A 12,124-nucleotide genomic window follows, 5' to 3' on the forward strand; every position below is an offset into this window, starting at 1 on the left:
ACAAGGGCAGATAAAGCTAGCAGTATGCACCATTCAAATTTCGAAACCTCAAAGAAAAAGGATGCACCTATAAGCAGGAGGAATAAGACAACATGAATCTTAAAATTCTTTTCTGTTTGTAACATGCGTTTTATTCCCTTGAACCCATATTTAAAACCTACGTTCATGATCATACTTTTGCTCAAAATAGGTAATTATTTGTTAATACAATTTAATGCAAGATTAATTGTGGTTTAACTGCGGTAACAAAGGAAGTAGAGACCTTTGTAAAAAAATAAACGCATGAAATTATTCTTAGGACTTACGAGCATTTTGGTGATCAGTGTAATGTTCATGTCTCTGGATAATTCTAAAAATGACGTAGAAAATAAAGAGCAGCTTGAAGAATGTAATGAGGTGCTGGATAGGTTGGCTGAGTTAGGGTCTAAATCTCTCTACTTAGAAATAAAGTGGTTAGAACTTGATGCAACTGAGAAGTTTGACCGCCTACAAGAAACAAATCAATTGTTTGGTGAATTTGAGTACTTGCAGTTATACCTGAAGGATCAAAATAAAATTAAATCGACGCTAAGCAGTATGCAAAACTATACTTTGGCGATGAGTTCGGAAGAACAACAGTGGCGTCATCTTAAAGCTTTGCGTAAAAGGATAGATAAAATGTATGGGGCTTTGGAGAAACTACAATTTGATGATAAGCAACTCTTCAAAGCCATAAATCTTCTAACACAACATCTCGAATCTTGGAATTTACATAGAAAATCTACCGTGTTGAAAGGGGTTGCAAAGGCTATAGCTCCTTTTAAACAAAAGACTACTCAGGATGAGGATACCCAGGTGTTTGATCAATTGGAGAAATTATGTTCTACCGTAGAATTGGTGCAAAGTAAAGATGCAGAAGGCTTGTATTTGCTTAGCTTGAAATCTGCCCTCAGCGATATTGAATATTTTTTAAAGAATACGGGAAAAGAGGAATCATATAATAAAGTGTAACATGGAAGCATTAACACAAGAAAGAACAAAAAGAATCTTATCGAAGAAATCGGCGTTGTTGTTGAGTATTTCAGTAACTCTTGCGGCTATGGTAGTAGAGTTTGTCTACGGTGTTCTCTTAAATAGCGTAATGCTAAAAAGTGATGCCATCCATATGTTGTCGCATGCCTTGGCTTTACTCATAGCTCTTTTTGCCATCTTGTACACAAAGAATTTATCAGAAGAAAAAGCCAAGAAAGTAGAGGCATTGTCTGCTTTTACGAATGCATTGCTCATCTTCGCTTTTGTGCTTTGGATAGTCGTAGACGCAGGCATTAAATTCATGCATTTGGAGGAAATGGAAACCTCCCAGCTACTTTGGGTAGCCATTTTTGGCTTAGGGGTTAATCTCCTTACCGCGCTTATTTTGTCTTTTGGAGGGATAGAAGATTTGAATACCAAGGGTGCCTTCTTGCACCTATTGGCAGACACATTTTCATCCATCGCAATTATTGTTGGTGCCTACCTTACCCAGTATTTCCACTGGTTTTGGTTAGATCCTGTTTTGTCATTAGTGATCGCATTTGTTGTGGCGAAGTGGGGAGTGGGTTTGATGAAAGAATCAACCAAGGTTTTATTGACAGAAAAGTAGAAGCCTCAATTGGGGCAGACTTCATTTGTTCTAGAATAATTACATTTAGAATTCGTTACAGAACAAATGAATTTATACTCGAATAAACAAAAGTGGAAGATTGTTTTGATGGTAGTAGCGCTCTGCTTAGTTGGAGCTTCGCTATTTCTATCTAATCGTATTGTTGGGAAAGTTGCCAAGCGAGAACGCGAACGTGTAACCCAATGGGCTGATGCTATTAAGAAAAGGGCTGAGTTGGTGAAACTAACCAACCGTTCTTTTGACGAATTGCGTACCAAAGAACGCAATGAGATGGAATTGTGGATAGAAGCAACCAAGGAGGTGAGTCAGAACACAGATTTTGGGAGTACGAAATCTTACGACTTACCGCTGAGAATAATAAATGCGAACAACAAAATTCCAGTTATAGTTTTAGATCAAAAAAGGCGCTATAGTCAGTCTAGAAATGTATCCTTAACGAAAGATAAATTGGCCACTGCTTTTCCTGAACTTTCCAAGCAGGAGGTAAAACAATTGTATGAAGACTCTATGGTAAATTTGGCCTTGAGCTGGCAGAAAATTAACCCAAGTTTTACGGTCGAAATCTATACGGATTTGTACATGACCTATTACTTTAATGAGAGTTTGAATATTACCCGACTTCAAAATGAGAGAGATTCTTTAATTCGTTCTTTTAATGAGGAATTAATTGATAACACAAGCTTTGTTCCCGTGGTATTAGTAAATGGAGATAAGGATAGTATCATCGCTCATAACTTAAAGAAGGAGGATATGGCGGCCTTGGATTTGAGTTCAGGTTGGAAGCCAGATGTATTTGGTAATATTCCCATTGAAATATCCTTTGCAGAGGACGAAACCAATTATGTGTACTATGATGACTCACAAGAGTTAAAGCAATTACAGTACTTCCCCTACATTCAATTCTTAATAATTGGACTCTTTATTTTTATTGGATACCTCATCTTTTCTACGTTTAGAAAGGCTGAACAAAATCAGGTTTGGGCAGGTATGGCCAAAGAAACAGCCCATCAGTTGGGAACACCTTTGTCTTCTTTAATGGCATGGACGCAGCTCTTAGAAACCATGGAAATAGATCCTTCTATTCCTCAGGAAATGAATAAGGATATTAACCGATTGACACAAGTTACGGATAGGTTTTCTAAAATTGGTTCAGGTGCAAAATTGGAGGAGAAAGATATTGTTGCCACGGTGGAAAATATGGTTGATTACCTCCGTTCGCGTATTAGTAATAAAGTCAATGTAAGTTTTAACAGTAGCGAACCCGTGATTATCATTGCGCACAATGTTTCTTTATTTGAATGGGTAATAGAAAATATCTGCAAGAATGCGGTAGACGCTATGGAAGGTCGTGGAGAGTTGAAAATTCACGTATTCCAGGAGAAAGGAAAGGTGAACATAGATATACAAGATACAGGAAAGGGGATGACTTCTAAAGAGCAGCGCATTGTTTTTCAACCAGGATTTACCACCAAGAAAAGAGGTTGGGGATTAGGCTTGAGTTTAGTAAAGCGCATCGTACAAGATTATCACAAGGGCCGAGTGTTTGTACTGAAATCGGAAGTAGGAACAGGAACAACTTTTAGAATAAGTTTAAACATATAAAAAAAGGAGGTCGTTAATGACCTCCTTTTTTGTGTATGAATTATTTTATCCTTGCCTAAAATCTAAAGGTGAATCCACCCAATACTTGGAAACCTTGTACAGGGTAGTTGTACCATCTGTTGTAGCGTTGTGCAGCAAAGTTGTTAAAGTTGATGTAAGCAGAGAAACGTTTATTGTATCTGTATTCAAAGCCTAGGTTTGCATCTACAATTGTTCCTAAAGCAACACTGTAAATACCATCTTCTAATTCTGCGTTTTCAATTGTTGCATCGTATACCAAGGCTCTTCTTCCAGCTTCGGCACCTACTGTTAAGTTCAATAAGAACTTGTCAAATAGGTTATACTCTCCACGTAGAATGATTTCTAACTGCGGTAAATTCCAAGCGTAAGGATTGTTTCTTGCTTGATAAGAATTAAATCTACCAATGGCGTCTACCTTCAACTTTTCATTTTGTTGGTAAGTCAAAGAAGCTTCTAATTTCGTGATGTTGATAGTATCGTAAATCACGGCAAATTCGGTTTGCGCGCTGTAAGTTGTATCATTCACAAACAGTGCTTTATTTCTGTTTGATGAGAACGAAGCTGAGAGATTAAACGCAATGCGTTTGCTCAATGTTCCTTTGATACCAAAGTAAGCATTCAACGCCTGAGATTCATTGTCTAATCTAATGTTAGAAAGCAAGAATTCATTCTCATTACTCAAACGCGAGTAGGTGTTTTGTTTCAATTGTCCATTCAAACCTGCGTAAGGAATAAATAGGTCATTTAACATGCTGTACTTTGCTTCTAAAATTGGGTAGAAGTGTGCTTTTGTTTCGTCGTGACTATCAATAGTAACATCAAAACCAGCTGTTGCTCTCAACTTTTTATCCTTACTGTAAGTGGTAACGGTTGGTTTCAATTGAAAGATCAAATTAGAAGAAACAAAACCTGTATCTAAGGGTGAGTTAAGATCAATAAATTTGTTCTCTTCCCCGTATTGATAGTTGTTGTATTTTACATTGAAGGCTGCTTTAAATACTTCATTGTTCAACCTGTATTTCCAGTCAGATGTAATGGTAAAGTTATTTTCTCTCGCTCTCCATTTTGCAATACTATCCGCATGTTTCTTGTCGAAGAAATTGTAATAACTCGCACCAATAACATAGTTCAATTCTGCTGAGTCTTTTTTGTGCGACTCATACAAAGCATTGAATCCGATTTGTTGAAAACGATTAGCAATACTATCTCTATTCGCGTTTTTGTCTTGAAAACCGTAGTGATGTAAACCTAAATTATTATAGTTGACTTCTCCGTATAAACTGTACTTCTTCTCGTTAATTTGACCAAATACAGAACTTTTGGTTCTGTCGTATTGAGAAGGAGCGTAGTTAGACATATTGTTGAAAGAACTAATATGACGTGCCTCCAGACCCCAAACATGTTTACGAGAGCGGAGTGAGTTATAGTACAATTCTCCCAAGGTAATTAAATCACTTCCAATCCCCACTTTTGCATAACCCCTATACAACTGATCTAGTTTAGGGTTAATGTTTACACGAGCAGGGTTAATCTGATCTAAGGTAAATGAAGTTTCGTGCTTCAAAGAGAGAAGGGGATACTCTATAGTTGGAGCAGGAATAACAGAATCCTTTTTCACAGGTCTGTCGGAAATACGGTAAGCCTTCTCAATAGGGCGTTGTCCTTTCGTAGTTAACTGAACGTCTTCTTGCGAAAAGGCAAAGCTTACTGAGATGAGTGCTAGTGCTAATACGCTTAATTTATTCATCATTACCTCCTTCGTCGTTAATTTCTATTGTATCAACCCCTTCTTCTTCTATCTGTTTTGGGGTATTTTGTAATTGTTCAATTTCTGCAGCTATCGCATTGGCTTCGTCCAAAATACCGTCTTCTTGGTTCGGGTAGTTTTGAAGAATTATATCTACTGTGCTCTTCGCTTGGAATAATTCATCTGTTGCCATTAAAACGTTTGCGTGTAATAAGAGAGATTTTGCAATCCAATAATCGTAAGCCGGTTTACGCTTTAATAATGACTTATGCTCGGCGTTTGCTTTTTCATACTCCTCTTGTAAGAAGTAAATTTTGGCAATGGTATATTGAGCTTCAGAACCTCTAGCATCTCCAGCGTTCTTAGATAACCATTTTAAGTAAACAATTGCTTCGTCATATTCTTCAACGTGGAAAGAAGAGAGTCCAACAATATAGTAAGCTTGTTTCTCTATGTCATCAGAAACTTGCTTGTCTTGCATCACTTTTAAACCGGCTACGATAGCATTTTCGTAATTTTCTAAGAGATAATTCGTACGCATTAAACCTATACGTGTGTTGTAGATAACCTCTGGGGTAGAAGCAATTTTCTCCAATTTTACATAGTAGGGTAAAGCGCTTTCATAATCTTTCGAATTATAGTAGTATTTCGAAGTGCGAATCAAAGCTAATTCTGTGTAAGAAGAGTAACTATCATTAATGATGTCATCATATACCTCCATGGCCAAACGCATACTGTCTATGTTGTAATAAGCATCCGCCAAATAATTGCGGATTTCAACGGCATATTTTCCTTGAGGGAAATTCTGAATATATCCGTTCAATCCTGGTATAGCATCTTCATACCTTTCTTCGTTATAGGCGACTACACCGTTTTTGTAGTAGATCTCCTCTTCTGCATCGTCTGAGATATCAGCACAAGGATAATCAACTCTTAATTGTCTAATTTTTTCAATCTGAGAAAGTTGTTCGTAAATGGCCACCAAACCTTTAGTAGCGGGTTTACAAACACTGGTGTCTCTTGCGCTATATTCATTTAAAACACGTTTAAAGTAGCTTTCAGATGCCGCGTATTCTTCTTGTTTGTATTTGATATCTCCAATCAATAATAAAGCATCTTTCACCAATAAATTACTTGGATAGTCTCTGGCCAATTGTTCAGCATAGCGAATAGCATCTTTGTAATTTTTAGAACGGTAATAGGCAATTGAAATATCGTAAACTGCGCGGACTGTATAAACTGAGTTTTTGTAGTTGTTTACAATGTCCAAGAGAGATTTTACAGCATTTTCTCTGTCGTTCAACCAGCTGTAAGCTTTGGCTTGGTAGTAACGAGATTTATCTTCTGCACCTTGTCTCAACTGGATAGAAGACTCGTAATTCTGTACGGCTAATTTGTAATTTTCTCTTCCTCCAATGTAGTAAGTAGCGTCTCCAATTCGAGCATAAGCATCCGCCAACTTGTTTTTGTTGGCAATGTTCCCTAAACCTGTGTAGGTTCTAAAGGCCACTAAGGCTTGCTCATAGTCTTCATCATTGAAGTAAGCATATCCGATATTGTAGTATGCATCTTGCTTTAAGTTAGAGGTATAGTTTCCAGGAATGGAAAGGAAATTTCTGTATTCTAAAATAGCTTGTTGATTCTTACCTTGTAAATAGTAAGCTTCTCCCGTCCAGTAGACAGACTCACCTAAGATGTCTGCATTGATAGGATAGTTCCCCACCTTTTTAAAAGTTGCAATTGCTTCCGAATATGAACGTTGTTCTAATAACTCTAACCCTCTGTTGTAGGCAATAATTTGATATGCAGATTTTAATTTGATGTTTAAGCTGGGTAAGTTTTCTAATGAAGTTAACGCCGCTTGGTAATTTTTAGTGTTAGAATACACATTCACCAAATATTGGTAAACATCATTTTTTCGCTTAGAATTTGGATACTTTTTCAAGTAAGTTTCAAAAGCTACGATGGCCTGACTATATGGGTTGTAATCTAATTTGTAGGATAAAACTGCACTGTTGTACAATGCGTCTTCTTGTACGGTTTCATTGAAATCGAGTTCAGAAGCTTTAAAGAAGGCTGTTCTTGCGAAATCGAGGTTTTCCATCTTTAGGTAACATTCACCGGCATGGTACATTGCGGTTTGACCTAATTCATCGCTTGTTCTAGCAACGCGTTCAAACTTCTTGCTTGCTTTTGCATAGTTACCACTTCTGTAATACGCATAGGCCAATTGGTAATCGTCTTCGCGAGAAGTTTGTGCCGAGGCATTGTATTTTTCTAAATAAGGAACAGCCTCGTCGTATTGCTCCACTTTGTAGTAAGCATCTCCGATGAGGTGATTTAAATCTGCCTTATCTTTGTAGGTGTCATTGCTCCCTATTTGCGGAGCAAGTTCAGTTACTTTGTCGTACTTCCCTTGCAGGTAGTAAATTTGCGTGATGTAGTAAGGAACCAAAGCGGCAAAACTTTCATCTTCTTTTAAAGTTTCGAATCCTTCTAAGGCTACTTGGTATTGTTCTTTTTGGTAAGCGATATGAGAGTAGTAGTACAATGCTGGGTGAGCGTACTGTGATACTCCATCCTTAATTTCGTAAAAAGCGTTTCTAGATTGTTCAAATTTTCCTTCTTGAAAACAAGCGTATCCGAGCTTGAAATAGAAAGCATCTTTATCGTCCTCAGCTATATCATTCACATTAGTTTTCTCATACCAAACGATACTCTCATCGTATTTTTTCTTTTGGTAGAAGTAGTTCCCAAGCTTAAAGTAAATGTTGTTTTTGTAGATGGATTCTGGATAGTCCGTATTGAACTGAATTAACAAATCCACAGCATCATTGTTGAACAATTCCAGGGCTGCTAAACCTTCGTAATATCTGGCTTTGATATACGCCGGATCATTTGATTTTTCTGGAAAAGAAAGGATGAAATCGTGAAAGCTTTTCCTTGCTGCACTGTATTGCTGCTTTTCAAAGAGTTCTTCGGCACTGTAGAACAAAGCATAATCACTTCTATAGGCTTCGGTTTGTTGTGCCAACATCGAAAAATTAAGACCTACAACAAGTGCAAGGAGGAATAATATTCTATAACGCATAGTTTCCTTTTATTTTAATTATGTAAAATTAATAGGGATTAGCGCTGGCTTGGCTCCAAGTAGTGAAAGTTTTAAACGCGAATCTGTTAAGATTGTTTTATATACAACGCAAAGTATTGAAGGAGATTTTGCAATTTTACAAAAAAGAGAGTCGTGAGTGTTATAGAAATTAGTGCAGGAAAGATTTATCAGCGCAATAGCTTGGTTCTAGATAATATCAACTTTAAGTTGGATAAAAATGAGTTTGTCTATGTGATTGGTAAAACGGGTTCTGGAAAAAGCAGTTTCTTAAAAATGCTCTACGGTGAGTTGAGTTTGGCGGATGGAACAGGTCATGTTTCTGAATTTGATTTACGTAAACTCAAGAAAAAGCAAATCCCCCTTTTACGTCGTGATATTGGTATCGTTTTCCAAGATTTTCAATTGTTGATGGATAGAAGTGTGAAGAAGAATTTACTCTTTGTACTTAAATCAACAGGTTGGAGAAAGAAAAAAGAAATGGAAAAACGTGCTTTAGAAGTTTTGGCTATGGTGGGTGTGGAACACAAGGCCGAACGCATGCCCCATGAATTATCTGGAGGTGAACAACAACGTGTAGCTGTGGCGAGAGCATTGTTAAATAGTCCTTCTCTAATCTTAGCCGACGAGCCTACGGGTAATCTAGATCCAGAAACCTCTGAGGAAATCATGAAATTGTTGACGGCAATCGCGCAAGAAGGAACCTCTGTGCTCATGGCTACACACGATATGGCCTTGGTAGATAAATTTGGAGGTAGAGTATTAAGGGTTGAAAATGGAGGAATCAAAGAAATTTCGTCCATCAACAATTTCAACCCCTTTGAGGCTATGCCTTAAGTTTGGCCTTATCCATACAAAGCTCTACTAATATACCGTCTGTACTTTTAGGGTGTAAAAAGGCGATGACTTTATCGTCTGCACCAGCTTTAGGTTGGGTATGAATCAATTGAAATCCTTCTCCTTCTAAACGTTCAATTTCTGCCTGAATGTCTTCCACGTCAAATGCAATATGGTGTATTCCTTGTCCTTTTTTCTCTAAGAACTTGGCAATAGGACTATCTGCTTTCGTTGCTTCTAATAATTCTATTTTAGATTCACCAATTTGATAAAAGGCAGTTTTAACACCTTCGCTTTCTACTTCTTCAATTTTATAGCATTCAGCATTTAAAAGTTTGGCGTAAATCTTACTGCTTTCTTCTATGCTTTTTACGGCAATTCCTAAATGTTCTATTTTCTTCATGGCCTAAAAATAAAAAATCCCACTTTTTAAAAAGCGGGATTGATTGAGTATTTATTTTTTTATAATCCGTTCTGTGGTATTGTCATAGTTCAAATGATAGAGTCCCTTTTTCAAGGAGGTACATGCTACAATTTCACCATATCCTTTTTTTACAATGTTTCCGTAAGCGTCAAACAATTCGTAACGCGTGGGGGATGCTTTCTTTTGTTTGTTGACAAAGCGTATCTCCTCGTCAATTTTATTACTGGCTAAGAAAACTTCATCGGCATTCGATTCAAAGATTATTTCAGGACTTTTGTTTTTAATACCTGTATGGTCTATCTGTACAACTCTTATTTTGTTGGTCCCAGAATGAGGGGTGATTTGGAATGAGTAACTGTTGATATCTGGTGTTCCTAAACCTTCAACTTCTCCAACAGTAATCCATTTATTCCAACGGTATTGCTCTATTTTAAATGGAATTTTTCCTTCTTCATTTTTTGTTGACCAAGAAATGACACCTTCTTCCGTTGCAGAAATTTCTTCTGTCGTAAAAGTGGAAGAGTGTAATAAAACCTCTGGATTTAAAATTTTTGGTTTACAATCATCGGAATGATAGATAACAATAAATACAGGAGTTCCAATGGGTAAGTCTAACTGCGAAAAATCTATAATAAATGCTAGACGGTTTATGTTTGCTGGTAAAATTTGGTCATTTACAGTGATTCTCGTTGCACAGAAACCAAACCCATCCGGTGTCTCAGGATTTTGAACATATAGATTTCTTCCTTGGTAGGTTCCTTCTATAGAAAGGTTAGCACAAGATAAATGCGCAAACCAGAATATAGTAGCAAGTGTAAAAAAAAGTCTCATTGTAATGGTGAAACGTTAAATGTTCGTATGCAATATTAACGTCTATTTTTGTAAAAAGCAATATGGTAGTTGTTTTTTAATATGTATTATTGTATCAGGGATTAAACCCTAGGACTTCAGAAGTTAAACCCCGTTCAACTAACTTCTTAACTCTAGAATATGAAACTACTTTATTACTACGTCATATCTTTTATCATATTACTGTTCTCCTGTTCAGAAAAGAAGGAATCTAAAACTTTTGAATACGCTGGAGGATGCTTCAAAGCAGCCATTGAATTTAACCCTACAAATGTTGTAGTTGAAAATGTGAATGATATGGCTACTGACATGGTTGTTCATCAGGTTTTGGAAGGACTTTTTGAACTTGACGACAAAAATTTACAACCTGTTGAAAGACTTGTGAAGAGCTACACCATGGAAGAAAATGGCAAAGTCTACAGGTTTCAACTTCGAGAAGACGTTTATTTTCATCCACACTCTTTGATTGGTGATCGTCATCGCCTTACCATGGATGATGTCTTATCTACTTTTGAACATGCCTGTAAGTCCAAAGCTGATAGTGGTCCCAGCGTATTGTATCAATTGGTTTTTGAAGGAAAAGTAAAAGGAGCGATAGAGTACTATAAAAATGAAGCCGACCATATATCGGGCATGTACGTGGAGAAAGATGAATTGGTAATGGAGTTGGTAAATACGGATTTTAATTTTTTAGAAAAACTTTGTGTTCCATCAGCTAAAATTTTACCCAAAGAAATTGTGGAGGCAAATCAAGGTTCTTCTCTTATAGGAACCGGGCCATTTATTTATGAAGGAACGCAGTTGTTCGGGGATGATCAAGCGGTTTTACTCACTAAAAACCCGAAGTATTACCTCATGGACGAACAAGGGAATAGTTTACCTTACTTGGATTCTGTAATGTATTTCATAGAGTCTAAAAACCTTAAGCAATTAACTTATTTTGAGGAAGGTAAGATTCACTATGTTCAAGATATTCCACCTGGGCGTATTGCTATGATGTTTGAAGCCTACCAAGATGAGTTTTTCAACGAACCTCCCCAAATTTTATTGAGGCGTAAGCCCATGCTTGGAACGCAGTATTACGGACTTAATATGGAATCTCCAGCACTAAAAGATGTGCGGGTGCGCAAGGCCTTAAATTATGGGTTGGATAAAGAGCGCATAGTGAAGGAAGTTCTACATGATCGTGCTTATGGCGCAGGAAATAGAGGAGTTGTTCCGCCTTATGTTCTGCAAGATTATGATGTGAATGACAGTTTACTGATAGGCTATCAATTTGATTTAAAGAAAGCACAAAAATTGATGGCTGAAGCTGGATATCCGAAGGGAGAAGGTTTTCCAACGCTGAAATTAATTTTTGATAAAGGTACTATTCATGCAGCCATCGCCTCAGAATTTGCAACGCAGATGGAGCAAAATCTTGGAATTCAGGTCAATTTAGAAGGTTTTTCTTATCAACAAATGAATGATGTAGTGGAAAAAGGTAATGTTGATATTTTTCGTTCTTCGTGGTATGCCGATTATAAAAGTCCCGAAAGTTTCCTAAATTGTTTCAATAGTTTATTGTTGACCGATAAAACGGGTACAATTTCTAAGATCAATAAATCAAAATATAAAAATTCAAGATTTGATGAGTTTTTGAAAAAAGCTCTAATTTCTGAAGATGAATCAGAGCGGTTAAGTTTATTTGCTCAGGCAGAGCAAGTTCTGCTTGCAGAAGTTCCTTTCATCATTTTATGGTATGACGAATCAATAACCTTAACCTACTCGAAAGTGAGGAATTTGGCGGTAAATGAGATGAATATATATTATCTTGACCGCGTTTATTTTAAAGATTGGACCGTTGAAGAATACCAACAGTCTCTTGGTGTCAAAGGTTAAAAACGAAAGCTT

Annotated in this window: 10 protein-coding genes; 5 read left to right on the top strand and 5 right to left on the bottom strand. The window is 36.9% G+C overall.

Translation table 11 applies throughout. The features are described from left to right. Positions 1-173, bottom strand: a 173-nt coding sequence (locus R3333_RS14620; RefSeq protein ID WP_413468661.1) for a diacylglycerol kinase family protein, incomplete at its 3' end; no start/stop codon positions are given. Between the two features lie 109 nt (positions 174-282). On the opposite strand from R3333_RS14620, the gene R3333_RS01260 reads away from it, so the two are divergent. From R3333_RS01260 to R3333_RS01270, 3 genes are all read left to right on the top strand, one after another. Then, positions 283-990: a hypothetical protein gene (locus tag R3333_RS01260; protein WP_318956759.1), complete on the top strand. Its 708-nt coding sequence runs from the start codon at positions 283-285 to the stop codon at positions 988-990. Position 991: 1 nt separating this feature from the next. Next, a complete protein-coding gene (locus tag R3333_RS01265) occupies positions 992-1,621 on the top strand; it encodes a cation diffusion facilitator family transporter (RefSeq protein ID WP_318956760.1) in 630 nt (209 codons plus the stop codon). A 66-nt stretch (positions 1,622-1,687) separates the two neighbouring features. Continuing rightward, positions 1,688-3,244, top strand: coding sequence for a HAMP domain-containing sensor histidine kinase (locus tag R3333_RS01270; RefSeq protein ID WP_318956761.1), 1,557 nt, complete (start codon positions 1,688-1,690; stop codon positions 3,242-3,244). Positions 3,245-3,299: 55 nt separating this feature from the next. Here R3333_RS01270 and R3333_RS01275 read toward each other — a convergent pair whose 3' ends face one another. Together R3333_RS01275 and R3333_RS01280 are read right to left on the bottom strand one after the other, a co-directional pair. After that, the gene (locus R3333_RS01275) at positions 3,300-5,015 is read right to left on the bottom strand and encodes a hypothetical protein (protein ID WP_318956762.1); all 1,716 of its coding nucleotides are present in this window, start codon (positions 5,013-5,015) and stop codon (positions 3,300-3,302) included. Further along, positions 5,005-8,103, bottom strand: a complete 3,099-nt coding sequence (locus R3333_RS01280; protein ID WP_318956763.1) for a tetratricopeptide repeat protein — start codon at positions 8,101-8,103, stop codon at positions 5,005-5,007. Before R3333_RS01280 ends, R3333_RS01275 begins: the two co-directional genes overlap by 11 nt. Positions 8,104-8,256: 153 nt before the next feature. Between R3333_RS01280 and R3333_RS01285 the strand changes: the two genes are divergently transcribed. Then, positions 8,257-8,958, top strand: a complete 702-nt coding sequence (locus R3333_RS01285) for a cell division ATP-binding protein FtsE (RefSeq protein ID WP_318956764.1) — start codon at positions 8,257-8,259, stop codon at positions 8,956-8,958. Here the strand turns inward: R3333_RS01285 and mce are convergent. Beyond that, a complete protein-coding gene (mce, locus tag R3333_RS01290; protein WP_318956765.1) occupies positions 8,948-9,361 on the bottom strand; it encodes a methylmalonyl-CoA epimerase in 414 nt (137 codons plus the stop codon). The genes R3333_RS01285 and mce overlap by 11 nt on opposite strands. 51 nt (positions 9,362-9,412) lie before the next feature. Further along, positions 9,413-10,213 carry a hypothetical protein gene (locus R3333_RS01295; RefSeq protein WP_318956766.1) on the bottom strand — a complete coding sequence of 267 codons (801 nt, stop codon included), beginning with the start codon at positions 10,211-10,213 and terminating at the stop codon, positions 9,413-9,415. Positions 10,214-10,372: 159 nt separating this feature from the next. Here R3333_RS01295 and R3333_RS01300 point away from each other — a divergent pair, with 159 nt between their 5' ends. After that, complete coding sequence (locus tag R3333_RS01300) at positions 10,373-12,112, top strand: peptide ABC transporter substrate-binding protein (protein ID WP_318956767.1); 1,740 nt, start codon at positions 10,373-10,375, stop codon at positions 12,110-12,112. Positions 12,113-12,124: the final 12 nt, after the last annotated feature.

It is taken from the genome of Lishizhenia sp., from assembly GCF_033720595.1.
Classification (GTDB): Bacteria; Bacteroidota; Bacteroidia; order Flavobacteriales_D; family Crocinitomicaceae; genus Lishizhenia.

What these genes read in the sequence shown, in the direction of transcription:
- R3333_RS01265 (WP_318956760.1), top strand. Translation starts at nt 992, where the DNA reads ATGGAAGCATTAACACAAGAAAGAACAAAAAGAATCTTATCGAAGAAA.
- R3333_RS01275 (WP_318956762.1), bottom strand. Translation starts at nt 5,015, where the DNA reads ATGATGAATAAATTAAGCGTATTAGCACTAGCACTCATCTCAGTAAGC.
- R3333_RS01300 (WP_318956767.1), top strand. Translation starts at nt 10,373, where the DNA reads ATGAAACTACTTTATTACTACGTCATATCTTTTATCATATTACTGTTC.
- R3333_RS01295 (WP_318956766.1), bottom strand. Translation starts at nt 10,213, where the DNA reads ATGAGACTTTTTTTTACACTTGCTACTATATTCTGGTTTGCGCATTTA.
- R3333_RS01260 (WP_318956759.1), top strand. Translation starts at nt 283, where the DNA reads ATGAAATTATTCTTAGGACTTACGAGCATTTTGGTGATCAGTGTAATG.
- mce (WP_318956765.1), bottom strand. Translation starts at nt 9,361, where the DNA reads ATGAAGAAAATAGAACATTTAGGAATTGCCGTAAAAAGCATAGAAGAA.
- R3333_RS01270 (WP_318956761.1), top strand. Translation starts at nt 1,688, where the DNA reads ATGAATTTATACTCGAATAAACAAAAGTGGAAGATTGTTTTGATGGTA.
- R3333_RS01280 (WP_318956763.1), bottom strand. Translation starts at nt 8,103, where the DNA reads ATGCGTTATAGAATATTATTCCTCCTTGCACTTGTTGTAGGTCTTAAT.